General features: G+C 63.6%; 23 protein-coding genes. 13 read left to right on the top strand and 10 right to left on the bottom strand.

The annotated features are described in order from the left end of the window. Positions 1-188, top strand: a 188-nt coding sequence (locus NKJ09_RS21705; RefSeq protein WP_352763492.1) for a hypothetical protein, incomplete at its 5' end; no start/stop codon positions are given. 55 nt (positions 189-243) lie between these two features. Here the strand turns inward: NKJ09_RS21705 and NKJ09_RS21710 are convergent. After that, positions 244-693: a MarR family winged helix-turn-helix transcriptional regulator gene (locus NKJ09_RS21710; protein ID WP_023717189.1), complete on the bottom strand. Its 450-nt coding sequence runs from the start codon at positions 691-693 to the stop codon at positions 244-246. 137 nt (positions 694-830) lie between these two features. Between NKJ09_RS21710 and hmgA the strand changes: the two genes are divergently transcribed. Genes hmgA through NKJ09_RS21735 form a run of 5 tightly spaced genes read left to right on the top strand, consistent with a single transcriptional unit; the run spans position 831 to position 4910 of the window. After that, a complete protein-coding gene (gene hmgA / locus NKJ09_RS21715; protein WP_352495263.1) occupies positions 831-2144 on the top strand; it encodes a homogentisate 1,2-dioxygenase in 1314 nt (437 codons plus the stop codon). A 10-nt stretch (positions 2145-2154) separates the two neighbouring features. After that, positions 2155-3042, top strand: coding sequence for an MBL fold metallo-hydrolase (locus NKJ09_RS21720; RefSeq protein ID WP_352495264.1), 888 nt, complete (start codon positions 2155-2157; stop codon positions 3040-3042). Continuing rightward, a complete protein-coding gene (locus tag NKJ09_RS21725) occupies positions 3039-4061 on the top strand; it encodes a fumarylacetoacetate hydrolase family protein (protein WP_352495265.1) in 1023 nt (340 codons plus the stop codon). The genes NKJ09_RS21720 and NKJ09_RS21725 overlap by 4 nt, the downstream gene beginning before the upstream one ends. Then, positions 4058-4351 carry a hypothetical protein gene (locus NKJ09_RS21730; RefSeq protein WP_352495266.1) on the top strand — a complete coding sequence of 98 codons (294 nt, stop codon included), beginning with the start codon at positions 4058-4060 and terminating at the stop codon, positions 4349-4351. Before NKJ09_RS21725 ends, NKJ09_RS21730 begins: the two co-directional genes overlap by 4 nt. Before the next feature lie 4 nt (positions 4352-4355). After that, a complete protein-coding gene (locus NKJ09_RS21735) occupies positions 4356-4910 on the top strand; it encodes a DinB family protein (protein ID WP_352495267.1) in 555 nt (184 codons plus the stop codon). Here the strand turns inward: NKJ09_RS21735 and NKJ09_RS21740 are convergent, their stop codons facing one another. From NKJ09_RS21740 to hppD, 3 genes are all read right to left on the bottom strand, one after another. Then, positions 4911-5288, bottom strand: a complete 378-nt coding sequence (locus NKJ09_RS21740) for a type II toxin-antitoxin system VapC family toxin (protein WP_023717194.1) — start codon at positions 5286-5288, stop codon at positions 4911-4913. After that, a complete protein-coding gene (locus NKJ09_RS21745) occupies positions 5285-5509 on the bottom strand; it encodes a type II toxin-antitoxin system Phd/YefM family antitoxin (protein WP_023717195.1) in 225 nt (74 codons plus the stop codon). Before NKJ09_RS21745 ends, NKJ09_RS21740 begins: the two co-directional genes overlap by 4 nt. A gap of 69 nt (positions 5510-5578) precedes the next feature. Beyond that, positions 5579-6694 carry a 4-hydroxyphenylpyruvate dioxygenase gene (gene hppD, locus NKJ09_RS21750; RefSeq protein ID WP_352609288.1) on the bottom strand — a complete coding sequence of 372 codons (1116 nt, stop codon included), beginning with the start codon at positions 6692-6694 and terminating at the stop codon, positions 5579-5581. Positions 6695-6847: 153 nt separating this feature from the next. Here hppD and NKJ09_RS21755 point away from each other — a divergent pair, with 153 nt between their 5' ends. Next, positions 6848-7315, top strand: coding sequence for an Lrp/AsnC family transcriptional regulator (locus NKJ09_RS21755; RefSeq protein WP_352495344.1), 468 nt, complete (start codon positions 6848-6850; stop codon positions 7313-7315). A 12-nt stretch (positions 7316-7327) separates the two neighbouring features. Here the strand turns inward: NKJ09_RS21755 and NKJ09_RS21760 are convergent, their stop codons facing one another. From NKJ09_RS21760 to aztA, 4 genes are all read right to left on the bottom strand, one after another. Further along, a complete protein-coding gene (locus NKJ09_RS21760) occupies positions 7328-7666 on the bottom strand; it encodes a protein tyrosine phosphatase family protein (protein ID WP_023674411.1) in 339 nt (112 codons plus the stop codon). 186 nt (positions 7667-7852) lie between these two features. After that, positions 7853-8779, bottom strand: coding sequence for a zinc ABC transporter substrate-binding protein AztC (gene aztC / locus NKJ09_RS21765; RefSeq protein ID WP_023717198.1), 927 nt, complete (start codon positions 8777-8779; stop codon positions 7853-7855). A 22-nt stretch (positions 8780-8801) separates the two neighbouring features. After that, entirely contained in the window at positions 8802-9677 is an 876-nt protein-coding gene (aztB, locus tag NKJ09_RS21770; protein ID WP_352481316.1) for a zinc ABC transporter permease AztB, read from the bottom strand. Continuing rightward, the gene (gene aztA / locus NKJ09_RS21775) at positions 9677-10492 is read right to left on the bottom strand and encodes a zinc ABC transporter ATP-binding protein AztA (protein WP_352481273.1); all 816 of its coding nucleotides are present in this window, start codon (positions 10490-10492) and stop codon (positions 9677-9679) included. Before aztA ends, aztB begins: the two co-directional genes overlap by 1 nt. Positions 10493-10716: 224 nt before the next feature. Here aztA and NKJ09_RS21780 point away from each other — a divergent pair, with 224 nt between their 5' ends. Then, the gene (locus tag NKJ09_RS21780) at positions 10717-11061 is read left to right on the top strand and encodes a RidA family protein (RefSeq protein WP_352481272.1); all 345 of its coding nucleotides are present in this window, start codon (positions 10717-10719) and stop codon (positions 11059-11061) included. A gap of 181 nt (positions 11062-11242) precedes the next feature. On the opposite strand, the gene hutC is transcribed toward NKJ09_RS21780, so the two are convergent. Next, positions 11243-12004 (bottom strand): histidine utilization transcriptional repressor HutC, encoded by a 762-nt coding sequence (gene hutC / locus NKJ09_RS21785; RefSeq protein ID WP_352481271.1) that lies wholly within the window; start codon positions 12002-12004, stop codon positions 11243-11245. Continuing rightward, a complete protein-coding gene (locus NKJ09_RS21790; protein WP_352481270.1) occupies positions 12001-13353 on the bottom strand; it encodes a formimidoylglutamate deiminase in 1353 nt (450 codons plus the stop codon). The genes hutC and NKJ09_RS21790 overlap by 4 nt, the downstream gene beginning before the upstream one ends. 98 nt (positions 13354-13451) lie before the next feature. On the opposite strand from NKJ09_RS21790, the gene hutI reads away from it, so the two are divergent. From hutI to NKJ09_RS21815, 5 genes are all read left to right on the top strand, one after another. Further along, on the top strand, positions 13452-14687 hold the full coding sequence (gene hutI, locus NKJ09_RS21795) for an imidazolonepropionase (RefSeq protein ID WP_352495269.1): 1236 nt from the start codon (positions 13452-13454) through the stop codon (positions 14685-14687). Further along, positions 14684-16219, top strand: coding sequence for a histidine ammonia-lyase (gene hutH / locus NKJ09_RS21800; RefSeq protein WP_352495270.1), 1536 nt, complete (start codon positions 14684-14686; stop codon positions 16217-16219). Before hutI ends, hutH begins: the two co-directional genes overlap by 4 nt. 490 nt (positions 16220-16709) lie before the next feature. Continuing rightward, positions 16710-17519: an N-formylglutamate deformylase gene (gene hutG / locus NKJ09_RS21805; protein WP_352481267.1), complete on the top strand. Its 810-nt coding sequence runs from the start codon at positions 16710-16712 to the stop codon at positions 17517-17519. A gap of 32 nt (positions 17520-17551) precedes the next feature. Continuing rightward, positions 17552-19222: a urocanate hydratase gene (gene hutU / locus NKJ09_RS21810; RefSeq protein ID WP_352481266.1), complete on the top strand. Its 1671-nt coding sequence runs from the start codon at positions 17552-17554 to the stop codon at positions 19220-19222. 7 nt (positions 19223-19229) lie between these two features. Continuing rightward, entirely contained in the window at positions 19230-19817 is a 588-nt protein-coding gene (locus NKJ09_RS21815) for a HutD/Ves family protein (protein ID WP_023717208.1), read from the top strand. The last annotated feature ends 59 nt before the right edge of the window (positions 19818-19876 follow it).

The raw sequence follows: 19876 nt of genomic DNA on the forward strand, positions 1-19876 counted from the left end.
GGCAGGAAATGGCAGTCGCTCCTTCGCTCACCTGCCTCTCCAAAGAATCCTTTCTCAGCCTAAACTCAACCCCAAAATCGCCATATGCGATTCCCCTGCCCTCAAGGGGGGAGATTGGCAGCTTCGCCGACATCGCTCTTCTTTGGAGATTGGCGAAAGCCGAAGCGACGTCCAATCTCCCCCCTTGAGGGGGAGATGTCCGGCAGGACAGAGGGGGTGTGAACGATCGCTGCGTAGCAGCTTTCACAGCTCCTTTCGTCGATCCGGCAACGCCATCTCCAGGGCCGCCACTCCGCTGACAACGGCCGCTCGCTGTTCCGTGCTCAGCCTCGCAAGCAATTCCAGCTCGAACGCTTTAGCCAGCGGCACCATCTCGCGATAGGCGACAAGGCCAGCTCGGGTCAGCGTCAGATGCTCGACCCGCCTGTCCTTTCCATCCGGTGTGCGAGTGAGCCAGCGGCGCCGTTCGAGCTCGGCGACGGCTCGCGAAACCTTGGTCTTGTGCATGGCCGACTGCTCGCCGAGTTCCGTCGCGGTCATGGTGCCGTGCTGGCCGAGCCCGGCCAGCGTGCGCCATTCGGGTCGGGTCAGGCCGTGACGGTCCTTGTATATCCTGGAGAATTCCCGGCTGACGGCATCGGCGAGACGGTAGAGCCGGTAGGGCAGGAAGCTTTCGAGTTCCAGGACGTCCATGATTTTGTATCCCGGCAGACGCCGTGGTTGATAGTTACATTTTCAATGGTTACAGATCAAACCAGTTTGGTCAATGCTTGAGTGCCGCAGCCATCGGAGGCGAGGAGCGCGCTCTGTCAGTATCCAGGGAGGATGCCATGGCCTATTCCTACATGCCGGGTTTCGGCAACGACTTCGAGACCGAGACTTTGCCGGGCTCGCTGCCGCAAGGACGCAACTCGCCGCAGCGGCCGGCCTACGGCCTCTACGCCGAGCAGCTTTCGGGCTCTCCTTTCACTGCGCCGCGCGGCACCAATGAGCGCTCCTGGCTTTATCGGATAAGGCCGAGCGTCAGGCATACCGGTCGCTTCAAAGCGGCGAATTATCCGCTGTGGAAAAGCGCGCCGAACGTCGGCGACCACCAGCTCGCTCTCGGCCAGTATCGCTGGAGCCCCGTGCCGATGCCGAAAGAGCCGACAGACTTCATCGCCGGCATGCGCTCGATCACCACCGCCGGCGACGTGCTCGGCCAGACCGGCATGGCGGCACATGCCTATGTCGCCAACCGTTCGATGGCCGACGACCATTTCTTCAACGCCGACGGCGAGTTGCTGGTCGTGCCCCAGGTTGGAGCCTTGCGCTTGATCACCGAGATGGGCGTCATCGAACTCACGCCAGGCGAGATCGCCGTGCTGCCGCGTGGCCTGGTGTTCAAGGTCGAACTGGTGGATCCGCAAGTGCGTGGCTATGTCTGCGAGAATTACGGCGCCAAGCTGACGCTGCCGGATCGCGGCCCGATTGGCGCCAACTGCCTGGCCAATCCGCGCGATTTCAAGACGCCCTGTGCCTGGTTCGAGGACAAGGAAACACCGTGCCGGCTGATCGCGAAATGGTGTGGCCAGTTCCATGTCACCGAGATCGATCATTCGCCGCTGGATGTGGTGGCGTGGCACGGCAATTATTCGCCCTACAAATATGATCTTGCGACCTTTTCGCCGGTCGGCGCGATCTTGTTCGATCATCCTGACCCATCGATCTTCACCGTGCTGACCGCGCCGAGCGGCGAGGAAGGCACCGCCAATATCGATTTCGTCATCTTCCCGCCGCGCTGGCTTGTGGCGGAAAACACTTTCCGGCCGCCCTGGTATCACCGCAACATCATGAGCGAGTTCATGGGCCTGATCCATGGTCAGTACGATGCCAAGGAAGAGGGCTTCGTGCCCGGCGGCATCAGCCTGCACAACATGATGCTGGCTCACGGACCAGATGCGTCTGGCTTCGAAAAAGCCTCGCGCGCGGAGCTGAAACCGGTCAAGCTCGACAACACCATGGCCTTCATGTTCGAGACACGCTTTCCGCAGATGGTGACCCGCTATGGCGCCGAGCTCGAAACCCGGCAGGACAATTACATCGACTGCTGGGCCGATCTGAAGAAACGCTTCAACGGCACGCCAGAGGGCGACTGGTCTTGAGCGCCGTCGCATGACGGATCGTCTGGTGCTTCTCGGCTCGAAGGGCGGCCCGGCGCTCAGGCCGGGCGGGCCGTGGCCGAGTTCGTCACTGCTGGAGATTGGCCGTCGCAGCATCGTCGTCGATTGCGGGCTGGGCGTAACGCGCGGGCTGACCGATGCCGGCGTCAGCCTGAAGGCGCTCGACCTGATCTTCATCACGCATTTGCACTCCGACCATGTGCTGGAACTCGGACCGTTGATCCACACCGCATGGACGGCCGGCCTGGGGACAAAGGTCACCGTATTCGGCCCGCCCGGCATCGGCTACTACTGGCAGCGCTTTTGCCAGGCGATGGAGTTCGACATCGAGATCCGCATCGCCGACGAAGGGCGGCCGGATCTCCGCGACCTGGTCTCGATTGTCGAGTTTGGTGAAGGGCAGGTGGCGGAAGAGCGCGGTCTCAAAATATCGGCCTTGCGTGTCGACCACCCGCCGGTGACGGACTGCTTTGCGCTGCGCTTCGAGCAAGCCGGGCAAAGCATCGTCTTCTCGTCCGATACGGCGTTCTTTCCGCCATTGGCGGATTTCGCCGAGGGCGCCGATGTCCTGGTCCACGAGGCCATGCTGGAAGAGGGTATCGAGCGGCTGGTCGCGAAGACGGGCAACGGCGCAAGGCTGAGGGAACACCTGCTTGCCAGCCACAGTTTTGCCGAGGAAGCCGGCCGCATCGCCAGTGATGCAGGCGTCAAAAGACTGGTCCTCAACCACCTCATTCCGGCCGACGATCCGGAAATTGGCGAAGCCGACTGGATTGCCGCCGTCAGGAAAACATGGGCCGGCGACTTGACGATCGCCCGCGACGGCCTTGTTGTGGAATTAAGCAGCGCCAAAGCTGCGCCAAGAGAGGAAACCGCATGAAGCTTGCCACATTGAAGGACGGGACGCGCGACGGAAAGCTCGTCGTCGTCTCGCGCGACCTGACGCGGTTTACCGACGCTTCGTTCCTGGTTCGGACGCTGCAGGCCGCGCTCGACGACTGGCATCGGATCGCGCCGCATCTCGCTGCCATGGCCGAATCGCTGGAGAATAATGCGGTGCCGTCGGCCCGCTTTCACGAGCACGACGCTCATTCGCCGCTGCCGCGCGCCTACCAATGGGCCGACGGCTCGGCCTATGTGAACCATGTCGAGCTGGTGCGGAAGGCGCGCGGCGCCGAGATGCCGGCAAGCTTCTGGAGCGATCCGCTGATCTACCAGGGCGGCTCGGACGCCTTCCTCGCACCGCGCGACCCAATCCGCATGACCGACGAGACCCTTGGCATCGACATGGAAGGAGAGGTCGCCGTCATAGTCGACGACGTGCCGATGGGCGCAAGCCTCGATGAGGCGCGGGCGGCGATCCGGCTGGTCATGCTGGTCAACGACGTGACGCTGCGCGGCCTGACCGGGCCTGAGCTCGCCAAGGGGTTCGGCTTCTATCAGTCGAAACCGTCATCGGCCTTTTCGCCGGTTGCGGTGACGCCGGACGAACTGGGCGATGCCTGGGACGGCGGCAAGGTCAGCCTGCCGCTGCTGGTCGATCTCAACGGCAAACCGTTCGGCCGGGCGAACGCCGGCATCGACATGACCTTCGACTTTCCGGCGCTGATTGCCCATGCCGCAAAAACGCGGCCGCTGGCCGCCGGCACCATCGTCGGTTCGGGCACCGTCTCCAACAAGCTCGATGGCGGGCCGGGCAAGCCTGTCTCGGCGGGCGGCGCCGGCTATTCCTGTATCGCCGAGTTGCGTATGATCGAGACCATCGAAGCCGGCGAACCGAAAACGCCGTTCCTGCGCTTTGGCGATACCGTGCGCATCGAGATGAAGGACAGGGGCGGGCATTCGATCTTCGGCGCCATCGAGCAGAAGGTCGAGAAATACGAGGGGGCAAGAGAATGACAGGCGAGACATTCTATCTCCTGTGCGGTGTCTGGGCCCTTGTCATGCTGGCGATCTTCATCCAGGCGATCCGGCTGAGCTATCGCATCGAGGCGCGCTCGCCCGGCCTGACCAACCGCAGCGGCTTTCCGCGCAAGACGATGATGTTTCACACCGTCACCAACACGAACGTCGCGCGTGACCAGGAAACGCAAGGCATGCGGCGGCGCATGATCGGGCTGCTGCTGATTGTTCTCGCTGGATTCCTGCTAATGGGGGCAGGCTTGTCGTTGGTCCGGTCAGCTGCGTGAAGTCATGGACCTGCTGAACCATTTCCGCCGCATGGCGCGCAACAATCTCTGGTCGAACGACCGGCTTTATGGCGCCGTACTGCAGCTTAAGCCTGGTGAATTCGAAGCCGAGCGAACCAGCTTCTTCCCGTCGATCAAGGCAACGCTGAACCACATTCTGGCGGTCGATCACCTCTATCTCGATTTTCTCGAAGAGGGCGGCGTCGGCGCCGCGGCCTATGATGAGTTCTTGCGCTTCGACGAAGCGGACGCGCTCTTTGGCAAGCGGGCGGAGGCCGACCGGCGGCTGATCGCTTTTTGCGACCGCCTGTCGGCGGACGATCTCGAACGCCGCGTCGTCACTGATCGGCGCGAGGACGGCATGATACCGGAGCGGATCGGCGATTTGCTCGCCCATCTCTTCATCCACGACATCCATCCTCGCGGCCAGGTGCACGCGATGCTGTCTGGCACCTCGGTGAAACCGCCACAACTCGACGAGTTCTTCCTCGATTACGATGTTAAGTTGAGGAAAGCCGAAGTCGAGCGGCTGGGACTGCGAGACCAACTGCTTGGCTAATTATGCCAAAGCCACATCGTAACTGGCGAAATGCGGGTCGGATGTAAGGATGGTGAGATTCTCCATTTGCGCCTGCGCAATCAGAAGTCTGTCGAACGGATCACCATGGTGGTGGGGTAGGCTGCCGACGGCGTTTGCGTGCTGGAAGGTTACGGCGAGCGGCTGAAATTGCATCCTTGGAAGCAGCGTTGGCAGGTCGTCCGGCGCATCGAGTTTTCTGATCGAGCGTTTGATGGCAATTTCCCAGACGCTAGCCGCGCTCGCGAACACCACCGCTTCCGAAGCCAGAATAGCGCGGTGGTGCTCGCTGAGACGCCGATCGTCCGAAATCGACCAGAGGATGATGTGTGTGTCGGCGAGAAACGGGCCGACCGTCATTTCACGTACTCATCCCACTCGGGACCGAGTTCATCAAAATCGTCCGCAATCCAGATCTTGCCCTTCAATGCGCCGATACGCGGCAGGGATTCGGCCACTGCCGGAGGTACGATACGCGCCGCCACCTTGCCGTGGCGTGTGAGCACGATCTCCTCGCCGGCTTCCGCACGGCTGACGAGTTCCGACAATTTGGCCTTGGCTTCGGCAATGGAAACATTCATGACTCGATCCTTTATGACCAGAATTTAGGTCATAACTGATCAAACCACAAGGCACCTCGGCCGAACTGGCTACGCTGCCTTGCCGTCCACCTTCAGCACGCCGCGCTTGATCTGGTCCTGCTCGATGGATTCGAACAGAGCGCGGAAATTGCCCTCGCCAAAACCTTCGTCGCCCTTCCTCTGGATAAACTCGAAGAAGATCGGCCCGATCACAGTCTTTGAAAAAATCTGCAGCAGGATCTTGGTCGTGCCGCCGTCGACGACGCCTTCGCCGTCGATCAGGATGCCGTGCCTTTTCATGCGCTCGATCGGCTCTTCATGGCCGTTCACGCGGGCATAAGACATGTCGTAATAGGTCTCGGGCGGGCCCGGCATGAACTTCAGGCCGTTGGCGGCCAGCCTGTCGGTGGCGCCGTAAATGTCGTCGGTGCCGACGGCGATGTGCTGGATGCCCTCGCCATTGTACTTCTTCAGATATTCGGCGATCTGGCTGGTCTCGTCCTTGGACTCGTTGAGCGGGATGCGGATCTTGCCGCAGGGCGAGGTGATGGCGCGGCTGACCAGGCCGGTGATCTTGCCGTCGATGTCGAAGAAATGGATCTGCTTGAAGCCGAACAGGTCGCGGTAGAAATCCCACCATTTGTCCATCTGGCCGCGATAGACATTGTGGGTCAGGTGGTCGAGATAATAGAAGCCGACGCCTTCCGGCCTGGGATCGCGCTCGCCCAGCCAGTCGAACTCGGCGTTGTAAGCCGAGCCCTTCTCGCCATAGGTTTCGATGAAATAGAGCAGCGATCCGCCGATACCGACGATTGCCGGCACGTCAAGCGCCTTGTCGGCGCCTTCATAGGGCGTCGCGCCCTTGGCCACGGCGTGGTCGAAGGCATGCCTGGCATCGACCACCCGCCACGCCATCGAGGCGGCGCAAGGGCCGTGCTTGTCGACGAATTTCATCGCATGCGAGCCGGGTTCGGCATTGACGACATAATTGATGTCGCCCTGCCGCCAGACGGTGATGTCCTTGCTGCGGTGCTTGGCCACCGGCACGTAGCCCATGCGGGTGAAAAGCTCGGCGAGCTTTTCCGGCTCGGCATGCGCGAATTCGACGAATTCGAAGCCGTCGGTGCCGGCGGGATTGGTTTTGCTGATCTTGGCGGGCGGTGCGTCGTGCGGGAAGGGACCCATGGCATTGCTCCGAAATCTGGCCCGAAATCTGGCATTGGCCGCATCGGCCATATCTGAGCCCAATCATAGCGCGGAGCGAGTGCAAATTGCTTGCATTCAAACGCTTGAAATGTTCCGATCATGCGCAACTTGTGCATGACCGGGTCGAAATCCATGGATGACGCGCGCATTGACCAGTTTGACCGCAAGATAATGGCTCTGCTGCAGGCCGACGCGCGGTTGACCAACAACGATTTGTCGGAACGAGTGAATCTGTCAGCGTCGCAATGCTCGCGCCGTCGCCAGCGGCTGGAGGAGGACGGTTATATCAAGGGCTACCGGGCGGTGCTCGACCGCGACAAGCTCGGCTTTTCCCTGGTCAACGTCATTTCGGTGACGCTCGCCACCCACAACCGCGACAATGCGCGGCGTTTCGGCGAATTAGTGGCGCGGCTGCCGCAAGTGCAGGAAGCGCACGCGCTGACCGGCGAGATGGATTATATATTGAAAGTGGTGACGCCGGACCTGAAGTCGCTGTCGGAATTCGTCAACAGCGTGCTGCTCCCGCACGAATCGGTGCAGCATGTGAAGACGGCGATCGTGCTGGAGACGTTGAAGGAGACCGGCGCGCTGCCGATCTGAGGGCGCGAACGTTCACCCCTTCGATTGCTGGATCAGCCCATAGAGATTGGTGCAGCGGGCGCCGGACCGGCAATAGGCGAACACCGGGCCTTCGAGTTCGTCGAGCGCCTCAGCCTGGTCCTCGACATTCTCGGCCGTGATCTGGCCGCTGATGACGGGGATGTAGCGGAAGGCGAGCCCGGCGCCCTCGACCGCCGCCTTGACGGTGTCGGCCGATGGCTGGCCGGGCTGCTCGTCGTCCGGCCGGTTGCAGATCACGCTCTTGAAGCCGGCGGCCTTGATGGTCGCGACATCCTCGGGCTGGATCTGGCCCGAGACCGAATAGTCCTCGCTGATCTGACGGTATTCCATGGCTGGGGTCCTCGCAATCTGGTTAGCGGCAGTCTTGCCACTCCCTGACCCGGTCGGCAATCCGCGCGAAAAGAAATCCATCCGCGCAGATAGAGATTTCGATGCCGGAAATCCAGCCGGGCTAACGCCGCATGTCGCCAGGACGCATCATGCGCCAGCCCGGCTGGATGAACCGGATCGGTCGGCTCAGCTGCCGAGGATCGCGCCTTTGATCTGGGCGATGTTGTTGTGCATCAGGTCGATATAGGTCGAGGCCGGGCCGTCGGGCTGTGAGAGCGCATCGGAATAGAGCGTGCCGCCCACCTTGATGCCGGTCTCGCTGGCGATCTGCTCGATCAGCCGCGGATTGGTGATGTTCTCGACGAAGATCGCCGCCGCCTTGTCCTGTTTCACCTGGCTGACCAGCTTGGCGACGTCGGCGGCGGAGGGCTCCGACTCGGTCGACACGCCTTCCGGGGCCAGGAACGTCAAGCCGTAGGCCTGCTCGAAATAGCCGAAGGCATCATGCGAGGTGATGACGACGCGCTTCTCTTGCGGGATCGACTGGATCGCTGCCTGTACCTCGCCCTCGAGCGCATCGAGCTTTTGCGTATAGGCGGCGGCATTGGCCTTGTAGCTGTCGCAACCCGCAGCGTCGGCCGTGCAGAAGGCGTCGGCGATGTTCTTCACATAGATCTTGGCATTGGCGATCGACTGGAAGGCGTGCGGATCGGTTGCCGTCTCACCATCGGCGTGGGCGTCGGCCTCGGCGAATTCGGGCTTGAAATTGATCGGCGTGACGCCCTTGGTCAGCACGGCGACGGTCGCCTTGGTTGCGCTGGCGTCGACCAGGCGCTGCAGAAAACCTTCGAAATGCAGGCCGTTGACCAGCACGATGTCGGCCTTGGCCATCGCCACCGCATCGGCTGGGCTCGGCTCGTAGACATGCGCATCCCCGTTCGGCCCGACGATGGTGGTCAGATCGATCCGGTCGCCGCCGACATTCTTGGCGAAGTCTCCGATGATGGTGAAACTGGCGACCACTTTCAACGGCTCCGCGAAAGCCGAAGATGCGCCAAAGGCGGTTAATGTTATAACGCTCACGGCCAAAGCGGCGCGGATCGATTTCAGCATGGACAAGTCTCCTTCGTTGGGATCAGGCAGTTCTGTGGCGGTGATGGATGATGCGGGCGCGCAGGATGCCGCGCGTCCCGAACAGGATCGAGGCGAAATAGACGACGCCGGCGGACAGGATGATGGCCGGGCCGGAGGGCAGCGACGCATGATAGGACAACAGCAGCCCGGCAATGCAAGAGGCAAAGCCGATCACTGTCGCCAGCACGCACATCGGCTCGACGCGCGAGGTCCAGAAGCGGGCCGCCGCTGCCGGCAGCATCATCAGCCCGACCGACAGCAAGGTGCCGAGCGCCTGGAAGCCGCCGACGAGGTTGAGCACGACGAGGCCGAGAAAGATGAAATGCACCGGGCTGCCCATCCGGCTGACCGAGCGCAGGAACAAGGGGTCGAGGCATTCGGCGACCAGCGCTCGCCAGAAGATGGCGAGGCTGACCAGCGTCACCACGACGATGCCGCCGATCAGCGTCAGCGCCTCGTTGTTCAGCGCCAGCACGGTGCCGAAAAGCACATGCATGAGATCGACGCTGGAGCCGCGGATCGACACCATAAGCACGCCGATCGCCAGCGAAATCAGATAGAAGGCCGCCATCGAGGCGTCCTCGCGCTGGATGGTGAAGCGCGAGACGGCGCCGGCGCCGAGCGCCACGATGATGCCGGCGATCAGTCCGCCGATGGTCATCGGCAGGATCTCCAGGCCATAAAACAGGAAGCCGGCGGCAGCACCCGGCAGGATGGCATGGGCCATGGCGTCGCCGGACAGGCTCATGCGCCGCAGCATCAGGAACACGCCGACCGGGCAGGCGCCGAGCGACAGCATCATCGAACCGGCGAGCGCCCGCTGCATGAAGGCGTAGTCGGCAAACGGGGCGACGAAAAGACCGTAAAGCACGTCCATCATGCCGCCCTCGGCCCGGAGCCGTGATGATGGTCATGGCTATGCTCGTGGCTGCTGTGATCGTGCACACTGTGATCATGCTCGCCAGGCTCGCACCATGGCGCGTTGTCCTCCCAGGCTTCGTGGAAGCGGCGCGCGCGCAACAAATTCTCCGGCCGCAGCGTCTCTCTGGTCTCGCCCCAGGCGACCGGCTGGCGCGCCAGGAGCAGTGTTTCGGGGAAATTCTGCCGCACTAGGTCGAGATCGTGGACGACCACCATGATCGTACGCTCCTCGCCATGCCAGCGCTTGATCAGCGCGATCAGGTCGCCGACGGTCTTCGTGTCGACGGCATTGAACGGCTCATCGAGCAGGATGAGCTCGGCATCCTGCAACAGCACGCGGGCAAACAGCGTGCGCTGCAGCTGGCCGCCCGACAACGTGTCGATCGGCCGCTTCTCGAAACCGCCGAGGCCGACGGCCATCAGCGCCTTGCTGACCGAGTCGCGATCTTCCCTGGTATAGCGGCCGAGCATGCCACGCCGCGGCCACAGGCCAAGCGAAACCAGGTCGACGACCCGGGCCGGAAAGGAGCGGTCGAGCTCGGACTGCTGCGGCAGGTAGGCGGCGCGCACGCCGGGCGCCCGGATCACCGCGCCGGCCATCGGCTTCAGGACGCCAACGATGCCCTTCATCAGCGTCGACTTGCCGGAGCCGTTGGCGCCGACGACCGCCGTCAAGGACCCCTTGCGGATCGTACCATTGAGGTGGTGGATCGCAGGATGGCTGTTATAGCCCAGCGTCAGGTCGCGGAAGGTCAGGCAGGTTTGGCTCATGTGACGATCCATGGGGCGACGATCGGTGCTGCAGGGGCGGATTCGATATGTGATGTTATTACATTAGTCAACAAGCCAATCGGGCGGAATTGCGGCCGGGCCGTCATGTTGTCCGCTTTGGCTTGGCTCAAGAGGTTCCGCTCGAGCGGCCTTGCTCGAAGCCAGCAGCGATCCTAAACAGGCGCAGCCGACAAGAGAAAGCCGGACAAGGGAAGGAATATCCAATGAGCATTCGTCGCATCGATGTGGGCCCGCGCATGAGCCAGATCGTGATCCACGGCAACACCGTCTATCTGGCCGGTCAGGTCGGCAAGCCGGGTGGAAACGTCGGCGCCCAGACAAAAGACATTCTGGCGGCGATCGACGAATTGCTGGCCAAGGCCGGCACCGACAAGACCAAGATCCTGCAGGCGATCATCTGGCTGGCCGACATGAGCACCTTTGCCGAGATGAACGCCGAGTGGGACAAATGGGTACCGCAGGGCAACACGCCGGCCCGCGCCACCGGCGAGGCCAAGCTTGCCGGACCGGAATATCTGGTCGAGATCATTGTCACCGCGGCGATTTGAGCAGCTCCGTAGGTTCCCCCTCATCCGGCCGCTTCGCGGCCACCTTCTCCCCGAGGGAGAAGAGACTGGCGCTGGCACCAGCGATCTCCTCTCCCCTCGGGGAGAGGTCGGATTGCCCCGAATGCTCTTCGCAATTCGGTCGGCAATCCGGGTGAGGGGGTCTGACCCTCAGTTGAAATGCTCACCCCTGCGACGGCGTGAACCGCGCCACCAGCGTGTGGCTCTCGGCCGCGTAGGTGAACCGGACATGGGTGACGGGGTGCTCGGCGCTCCATGTTCGCCGCTCGATCACCAGGCACGGCGCGCCGGTCGCGATGTCGAGAGCCGCCGCGATATGCTTGTCGGCTGCAACCGCGCGGATGCGATGCTCGGCCGCACTCCATGGCACACGGCCGATCAGCCACGGACCGGGCGCCGTGTCGAAAAACGCCTCTTCGGCGGCCTCCGGCACGGCAGCCAGGTTGATCAGCCGCTGCTCGTGGGCGAACGGCCGGTTGCCGGCGAAATGCCGGCATTCCAGCGCCAGCACCGGCCCGGCGACGTCGAGTTCCAGCAGGGCGCGATCGTCGGCACTGCTGCGCCTTCTGCTTCCCGCCACGCGCTCGTAGCGGTAGGGCAGGCCAAGTGCCTCGACCTCGATTCGGATGTCGTGGATTTCGAGAACGGCCGCCTGCGATTGCGGCCGGCGGACAAAACTGCCGGAGCGACGCCGGCGCTCGATCAGCCCGGCCTTGGCCAATTGCGACAGCGCCTTGTTCACCGTCATGCGCGAACATCTGTATTCTTCCGTCAGTTCATGCTCGAACGGAATGCGGTGGCCGGGCGCCCAGGCGCCGGACAGGATCCGTTCGCTGATGTCCGACAGGATGCGCCGGTGTAGCGAAAGGGCCTCGCCGCCGTCCGCGCTTCCAGAATCCGCGCTTATCGCCTCGATCATGCTCATGCCGAAAGCGCCGTCATCACCTTGCGGAAGCGCTCGGCAATGGCATCGCGTCTTGCATGCCTGCCGTCGCTGACCAGTTTCCTGCCATGCACCCAGACGCAATCGATCTTGGTGCCGTTGGCAAAAATCCAGGCGTCGAGGATCGCATCACCTGCCTTGCCCGCCAACGATGGATGCTTGCCGTCGAGCGAGACGAGATCGGCCGAGGCACCGGCAGTGATCCGCGAGGCGCCGGCGCCCAGCGCGGAACTGCCACCCTCGAGCGCCGCATCGAACAACGCGCGACCGGTCGATCCGCCGGCCACCGCCAGCACGTTGCGGGCGCGGTGGGCGAGGCGCTGCGAATATTCGAGCTGGCGCAACTCGTCGGGCAGGCCGATCAGCACGTTGGAATCCGAGCCGATGCCGAAGCGGCCGCCATGCTGCATAAAAAGGGGCGCGGCAAAGGTGCCGTCGCCGAGATTGGCCTCGGTGATCGGGCAGAGGCCGGCAACGGCGCCGCTTTTCGCCATATCGGTCGTCTCGGTGTCGGTCATGTGGGTGGCGTGGATGAGGCACCAGCGCTGGTCGACCTTGGCATTGGCAAGCAGCCATTCGACCGGCCGCGCCCCGGACCAGGCAAGGCAGTCCTCGACCTCCTTCATCTGCTCGGCGATGTGGATGTGGATCGGCCCCTCCGGCGCCATCGCCGTGATGTTTTCCAGTTCCTCGGGTGCCACGGCACGCAGGCTGTGTGGGGCCACGCCGACGACAGCCTGAGTCGACGCGCGAAGGGATTCGCGGCTTTTCTCAACAAGCCGCGAGAACTGGTTCACATCGTTGATGAATCGCCGCTGGCCTTCATTTGGCGCAGCGCGGTTGAAAGAGGAATGCGCGTAGAAGACGGGCAGCAAAGTCAGCCCGATGCCTGTCTCGGACGCTGCGGCAACGATGCGCTCCGCAATCTCGGCGATATTGGCATAGGGCCGCCCGTCGCGGTCGTGGTGTAAATAGTGAAACTCGCCGACGCGCGAGAACCCGGCCTCCAGCATCTCGACATAGAGTTGCGCCGCGACCGCCTCGACCTGGTCCGGCGTCATCGACAGCGCGAAACGATACATCACCTCGCGCCAGCTCCAGAAACTGTCGGCGGAAGGGCCGCGCAATTCGGCAAGGCCGGCCATGCCGCGCTGGAAGGCATGGCTGTGCAGGTTCGGCATGCCGGACAAAAGGATAGAATGGCGCTCGTCGCCAGGCAGAGGCGAGGTATCCGCCTCGACCGTTGCGATCTTGCCGTCGGAGACTACGATCCGCACATCGCTGCGCCAGCCGTCGGGCAGAAGTGCCTGTTCCGCAAAAATCGCCGTCACGTCTTTCTCCAAATCCCGGTTGGCCATGTGATGATAGCGCTTGCAGTGCCTTTTGATATGTATATACATAATAACTCCCGATTGAAACGGAAAAGATGATGGCTGGAGAGAGCAAAAACCGGGCACGGGAGCTTCGCCTTTGGCGCAATGCGCGCCTCGCGACCATGGCTGATAGCAGCGCCGGGTTAGGCGTCGTCGAGCACGGTGCAATCGCCGTGCGCAACGGCCGGATCGTCTATGCCGGGTCGGAAGCCGACATGCCGGCAGCACTCCGCGAGGGCGCCGAGGCGACCGACTGCGAAGGCCGCTGGATCACGCCTGGCTTGATCGACTGCCACACCCATCTGGTCCATGCCGGCAACCGTGCCAATGAATTCGAGATGCGGCTGGCCGGCGCCACCTATGAGGAGGTCGCCAAGGCCGGCGGCGGCATCGTTTCCTCGGTCAAGGCACTGCGCGCCGCGAGCGAGGACGAGCTGGTCGCCCAGTCGCTGCCACGCCTCGACGCACTGATCGCCGAAGGCGTCACCACCGTCGAGATCAAATCCGGCTACGGTCTCGACCTCGAAAACGAGAAGAAGTCGCTGCGCGCCGCGCGACGGCTGGGCGGTGAGCGGCCGGTGACGGTCAGAACCACTCTCCTCGGCGCTCATGCGCTGCCGCCCGAAGCAAAAGGCGACAAGGACGCCTTTATCGATCTTGTCGCCAACGAGATTTTGCCGGCCGTCGCTGCCGAGGGCCTGGCCGATGCCGTCGACGGCTTTTGCGAAGGCATCGCCTTTTGGCCGGAGCAGATTTCTCGCGTGTTCGATGCGGCCAAGGCGGCGGGCCTGCCGGTCAAGCTTCATGCGGACCAGCTGTCCAATCTGCACGGCGCGGAACTTGCGGCACGCTATGGTGCGCTATCGGCCGATCACCTCGAATATACCGACGAGGCGGGCGCGGCGGCGATGGCGAAGGCAGGAACCGTGGCGACCATCCTGCCCGGCGCCTACTACTTCATCCGCGAGACCAAGAAGCCGCCGATCGCCCTGTTTCGCCAGCATGGCGTCAGGATGGCCGTTGCCACCGATAACAATCCCGGCACCTCGCCGCTGACCTCGCTGCTGCTGACCATGAACATGGCGGCGACATTGTTCGGCCTGACCGTCGATGAATGCCTTGCCGGCGTCACGCGCGAGGCTGCCCGCGCGCTCGGGTTGCTTGGACAGACCGGTACGCTGGAGGTCGGAAAATCCGCCGATCTGGCGATCTGGGACGTCGAACGCCCGGCCGAACTCGTCTACCGCATGGGCTTCAACCCGCTGCATGCCCGCATCTGGAGGGGACAATGACCGAACTCAAGCTCAGGCCAGGCAATGCCAAGCTGGCCGATTGGCGCGCCATCTATCGCGGCGCCGCACTGAGGCTCGACGATGCCTGCCGGCCGAAGATCAAGGCCAGCGCCGAGGCCGTCGCCAGGATCGTTGCCAAGGGCGAGCCGGTCTACGGCATCAACACCGGCTTCGGCAAGCTGGCCAGCGTGCGCATCCCCGCCGCCGACCTCGAGACGCTGCAGCGAAACATCGTGCTGTCGCATGCCGCCGGCGTCGGCGAGCCGATGCCGCTGGCAATTTGCCGGCTGATGATGGCGCTGAAGCTGGCCAGCCTGGCCCAGGGCGCCTCCGGCGTGCGGCCGCGGACGATCGAGCTGCTCGAGGCGATGCTGGCCAACGACGTTATCCCCGTGGTGCCGGCGCAAGGCTCGGTCGGCGCTTCCGGCGACCTCGCGCCGCTGTCGCACATGACCGCGGTGATGATCGGTGTCGGCGAATGCTTTACCCCGCATGGCCGCTTCCCGGCCAAGGTCGCCTTTGTCTCGCACGGCCTGGAGCCGGTGATATTGGGCGCCAAGGAAGGCCTTGCGCTGCTCAACGGTACGCAGTTTTCGACCGCCTATGCGCTGGCGGCTTTGTTCGAGGCGGAAGTGCTCTATCAGTCAGCGCTGGTCGCCGGCGCGTTGTCGACCGATGCCGCCAAGGGCTCCGACGCGCCGTTCGATCCACGCATCCATCTGCTCAGGAAACATCGCGGCCAGATCGAGACGGCCGAGGCGTTGCGTAATTTGATGGCCGGCAGCGCCATCCGTGAATCGCACCGCGTCGGCGACGAGCGCGTGCAGGACCCATACTGCCTGCGCTGCCAGCCGCAGGTGATGGGCGCAGCACTCAGCGTGCTGCGTCAGGCCGCCGATACGCTCGGCACCGAGGCCAATGGCGTCACCGACAATCCGCTGATCTTTGCCGAGGACGACACAGCGCTTTCTGGCGGAAATTTCCACGCCGAGCCGGTGGCCTTCGCCGCCGACATGATCGCGCTCGCCGTCTGCGAGATCGGCTCGCTGTCGGAACGGCGCATCGCCATGCTGGTCGACCCGGCGCTGTCGGGCATGCCGGCCTTTCTGACGCCCAAGCCGGGTCTGAATTCCGGTTTCATGATCCCGCAAGTGACAGCCGCGGCGCTCGTCTCGGAAAACAAACAAAAAGCGTATCCGGCCAGCGTCGATTCGATCCCGACCTCGGCCAACCAGGAAGACCACGTCTCGATGGCGGCACATGGCGCGCGCCGGCTCATCGGCATGGTCGAGAATGCGACGGCCGTCATCGGCATCGAATTGCTGGCCGCGGCGCAAGGCTGCGATTTCCATGCCCCGCTGGCCTCGAGCGCGGCACTGGAGGCGGTGCGCCGGCTGGTCAGGGCAGAGGTGCCGCATCTCGACAACGACCGGCACTTCCATCCCGACATGGAGAAGGCCATCGCCATGGTACGCAGCGGCGCGGCGGTGGAAGCGGCAAGCGCGGTAAAGCTGCCGGGAGTGACGTCGTGAGACTGTACGCCGCCACAGGTCGGACGTTGGCGAAACCCTCGACGCCAGCTGATCTCCCCCCAAGTGGGGGAGATGTCCGGCAGGACAGAGGGCGGCGCTGTCCCGCCAACCTCAGCCCGGCAATACCGAAATTTTCAAAGTCAAAAACAAAAAACCCGCCTCGAGGGCGGGTCGTCGGTGACAATCATCACCATACCCATATTAGTAGCATAGCTGCCGGCACAAAGCAAGAACAAAATACGACACGGCCGGCAAAAAGCGAGGTCGGTGTTCACGGACAATTGCAAGGTCGCGTTCTGCCGCGCCCCCCTCTGCCCTGCCGGGCATCTCCCCCACGAGTGGGGAGATTGGCCGTTACACTGGCTTTCGCCAATCTCCAACGTTGCAGGACTGAGCGAGGCGCCGCAGCTGCCAATCTCCCCCCCTGTGGGGGAGATGCCCGGCAGGGCAGAGGGGGGCGCCGTAGAGCTCCAACGCGCGGAGACTTCTCATGACTTGGCTCACCGTCACCCGAGGCACGGCACCCCTGCTGGTTTCGATCCCGCATACCGGCATCGATCTGGCCGGCCTCGACAACCGACTTATCTCGCCCTGGCTCGGCCGCCGTGACGCCGACTGGTGGATCGACAAGCTTTATGATTTCGCCGAGAGCCTTGGCGCGACGGTGGTGCATACGGCGATCTCGCGCACCGTCATCGACGTCAACCGCGATCCGTCTGGCGTTTCGCTCTATCCCGGCCAGACGACGACTGGGCTCTGCCCGACCGAGACCTTCGACGGCGATCCGCTCTACCGCGAAGGCGAGGAGCCGGGGCCGTCTGAGATCGACGAACGCCGCGAAAAATTCTTCGTGCCCTATCATGCCGCGTTGCAGGCCGAGATCGACAGGCTGCGCGCTTTGCACGGGAAGATCGTCGTCTATGACTGCCACTCGATCCGTTCGGTGCTGCCGCGCCTGTTCGAAGGCAAATTGCCGGTCTTCAATCTCGGCACCAATGACGGCAAGAGCGCCGATCCGGCGTTGCAGGAGAAAGTCACGCAGATTGTCGCAGAAACCGGCGAGAGCTTTGTCGTCAACGGCCGCTTCAAGGGCGGCTGGATCACGCGTCATTTCGGCCAGCCGCAAGCCGGCGTCCACGCGCTGCAGATGGAGCTCTCCAACCGTGGCTATCTGCGCGAGCCCGAAGGCAAGGGCGAACCGGATAACTGGCCGGTGCCTTACGACGCCGAATTCGCAGCGCCGATCCGCGTCACGCTGAGAAAGATCCTGGAAACGGCGATCGCCTGGGCTGAACGCTGACGCACGGCGCACCTCACTCGAAAGGGACAATCATGACCGATCCTCGCCACAATATCCGTGAAGTGCGCAGCCCGCGCGGCAGCGAGCTCAACGCCCGCACCTGGCTGACGGAAGCGCCGTTGCGCATGCTGATGAACAATCTCGATCCGGACGTCGCCGAAAATCCCAACGAACTGGTCGTCTATGGCGGCATCGGCCGGGCGGCGCGCACCTGGAACGATTTCGACCGCATCGTTGCCTCGCTGAAGACGCTTGCCGACGACGAGACGCTGCTGGTGCAATCCGGCAAGCCGGTCGGCGTGTTCCGCACCCATGCCGATGCGCCGCGCGTGCTGATCGCCAATTCGAACCTCGTGCCGCACTGGGCGACATGGGAGAAGTTCAACGAGCTCGATAGAAAAGGCCTTATGATGTACGGCCAGATGACGGCCGGCTCATGGATCTACATCGGCACGCAAGGCATCGTGCAGGGCACCTACGAGACCTTCGTCGAGGCAGGCCGTCAGCACTATGGCGGCAATCTCAAAGGCAAATGGATCCTGACCGGCGGCCTCGGCGGCATGGGCGGTGCCCAGCCGCTCGCCGCGGTCATGGCCGGCGCCTGCTGCCTGGCGGTCGAATGCGATCCCGACCGCATCGATTTCCGGCTGCGCACCCGCTATGTCGATGAGCGCGCCGACACCCTCGACGAGGCGCTGGAGAAGATCGAGCGCTGGACCAAAGCCGGTGAGGCGAAATCGGTCGGCCTGGTCGGCAACACCGCCGACATCGTGCCGGAACTAGTGCGGCGCGGCGTACGCCCCGACATCGTCACCGACCAGACCTCGGCGCATGACCCGCTCAACGGCTATCTGCCCAAGGGCTGGTCGCTGGCCGAATGGCGCGAGAAGCGCACCAGCGACCCGAAGGCGGTCGAAAAGGCTGCCCGCGCGTCGATGCGCGAGCATGTCGAGGCGATGGTGGCGTTCTGGAACGCCGGCGTGCCGACGCTCGACTACGGCAACAACATCCGCCAGGTGGCGAAGGAGGAGGGGTTTGAGAATGCCTTTGCCTTCCCGGGTTTCGTGCCGGCTTATATCCGTCCGCTGTTTTGCCGCGGCATCGGCCCGTTCCGCTGGGCAGCACTTTCCGGCGATCCCGAGGATATCTACAGAACCGACGCCAAGGTGCGCGAGCTGACTCCTGGTAACACCCATCTGCACAACTGGCTCGACATGGCGCGTGAGCGCATCGCCTTCCAAGGGTTGCCGGCCCGCATCTGCTGGGTTGGCCTTGGCGACCGCCACCGGCTCGGCCTCGCCTTCAACGAGATGGTCGCCAGCGGCGAACTGAAGGCACCGGTGGTCATCGGCCGCGACCACCTCGATTCCGGCTCGGTCGCCTCGCCGAACCGCGAGACGGAGGCGATGAAGGACGGCTCCGATGCCGTCTCCGACTGGCCGCTGCTCAACGCCTTGCTCAACACCGCGTCCGGTGCCACCTGGGTGTCGCTGCACCATGGCGGCGGCGTCGGCATGGGCTTTTCGCAGCATGCCGGCATGGTTATCGTCGCCGACGGCACGCGTGAGGCGGCCAAGCGCCTTGAGCGGGTTCTGTGGAACGATCCGGCGACGGGCGTCATGCGTCACGCCGACGCCGGCTACGACATCGCGATCGAGTGCGCCAGGGAGAACCAGCTCAACCTGCCCGGCATATTGGGCTGAGCGCGCCTTGCGCATCCTTCGGGCCTCGGAATACCGGTCGATGCCGTGGAAGAACGGCGGCGGCGTGACGACGGAGATTGCCGTCTCGCCGGCAGGTGCTGGGCTCGACGATTTCGACTGGCGCGTCTCGATGGCGCTGGTCGAGGGCGGCGGCCCGTTTTCCGGCTTTCCCGGCGTCGACCGGACTTTGGCCTTGCTGGAAGGCGAGGGCATGGTCCTCGATATCGCCGGCCGGCCGCCGGTCGAAATCACCAAGGCTTCCGCACCGCTTGCCTTTCCGGCCGACGTGCCAACGCAAGCGACGCTGATCGCCGGTCCGATCACCGACCTCAACGTCATGACCCGCCGGACCCGGGCGATCCACCAGATCGAGCGCCTGTTGATTTCGGCTCCGACGAAAATCCGGTTTGGAGCCGATGAAACACTCATCCTGTCCCTCGACGGCGAGCTTAGGGTGGCCGGCGCCGCGCCCGTGCAACTGGGGCCGCTCGATGCGCTGTTGCTCGGGCCGCAAGCGCCGGAACTGCGCCTTGATCCCGTCCGGCCGGCGATGCTGTTCGTGATCCGCATCGATCGCATTGCCGGCAACGATTAACGCCTGTTTCCAAACATGATCGAGACGCCGGTCAAATATTGCGTAAGCTGGTCCCTGCA

This window comes from Mesorhizobium sp. M0189 (assembly GCF_040322135.1).
Classification (GTDB): Bacteria; Pseudomonadota; Alphaproteobacteria; order Rhizobiales; family Rhizobiaceae; genus Mesorhizobium.

Bases quoted from the DNA above. Each gene is read 5' to 3' on its own strand.
- NKJ09_RS21710 (WP_023717189.1), bottom strand. From the start codon at position 693: ATGGACGTCCTGGAACTCGAAAGCTTCCTGCCCTACCGGCTCTACCGT.
- hmgA (WP_352495263.1), top strand. From the start codon at position 831: ATGGCCTATTCCTACATGCCGGGTTTCGGCAACGACTTCGAGACCGAG.
- NKJ09_RS21720 (WP_352495264.1), top strand. From the start codon at position 2,155: ATGACGGATCGTCTGGTGCTTCTCGGCTCGAAGGGCGGCCCGGCGCTC.
- NKJ09_RS21725 (WP_352495265.1), top strand. From the start codon at position 3,039: ATGAAGCTTGCCACATTGAAGGACGGGACGCGCGACGGAAAGCTCGTC.
- NKJ09_RS21730 (WP_352495266.1), top strand. From the start codon at position 4,058: ATGACAGGCGAGACATTCTATCTCCTGTGCGGTGTCTGGGCCCTTGTC.
- NKJ09_RS21735 (WP_352495267.1), top strand. From the start codon at position 4,356: ATGGACCTGCTGAACCATTTCCGCCGCATGGCGCGCAACAATCTCTGG.
- NKJ09_RS21740 (WP_023717194.1), bottom strand. From the start codon at position 5,288: ATGACGGTCGGCCCGTTTCTCGCCGACACACACATCATCCTCTGGTCG.
- NKJ09_RS21745 (WP_023717195.1), bottom strand. From the start codon at position 5,509: ATGAATGTTTCCATTGCCGAAGCCAAGGCCAAATTGTCGGAACTCGTC.
- hppD (WP_352609288.1), bottom strand. From the start codon at position 6,694: ATGGGTCCCTTCCCGCACGACGCACCGCCCGCCAAGATCAGCAAAACC.
- NKJ09_RS21755 (WP_352495344.1), top strand. From the start codon at position 6,848: ATGGATGACGCGCGCATTGACCAGTTTGACCGCAAGATAATGGCTCTG.
- NKJ09_RS21760 (WP_023674411.1), bottom strand. From the start codon at position 7,666: ATGGAATACCGTCAGATCAGCGAGGACTATTCGGTCTCGGGCCAGATC.
- aztC (WP_023717198.1), bottom strand. From the start codon at position 8,779: ATGCTGAAATCGATCCGCGCCGCTTTGGCCGTGAGCGTTATAACATTA.
- aztB (WP_352481316.1), bottom strand. From the start codon at position 9,677: ATGGACGTGCTTTACGGTCTTTTCGTCGCCCCGTTTGCCGACTACGCC.
- aztA (WP_352481273.1), bottom strand. From the start codon at position 10,492: ATGAGCCAAACCTGCCTGACCTTCCGCGACCTGACGCTGGGCTATAAC.
- NKJ09_RS21780 (WP_352481272.1), top strand. From the start codon at position 10,717: ATGAGCATTCGTCGCATCGATGTGGGCCCGCGCATGAGCCAGATCGTG.
- hutC (WP_352481271.1), bottom strand. From the start codon at position 12,004: ATGAGCATGATCGAGGCGATAAGCGCGGATTCTGGAAGCGCGGACGGC.
- hutI (WP_352495269.1), top strand. From the start codon at position 13,452: ATGGCTGGAGAGAGCAAAAACCGGGCACGGGAGCTTCGCCTTTGGCGC.
- hutH (WP_352495270.1), top strand. From the start codon at position 14,684: ATGACCGAACTCAAGCTCAGGCCAGGCAATGCCAAGCTGGCCGATTGG.
- hutG (WP_352481267.1), top strand. From the start codon at position 16,710: ATGACTTGGCTCACCGTCACCCGAGGCACGGCACCCCTGCTGGTTTCG.
- hutU (WP_352481266.1), top strand. From the start codon at position 17,552: ATGACCGATCCTCGCCACAATATCCGTGAAGTGCGCAGCCCGCGCGGC.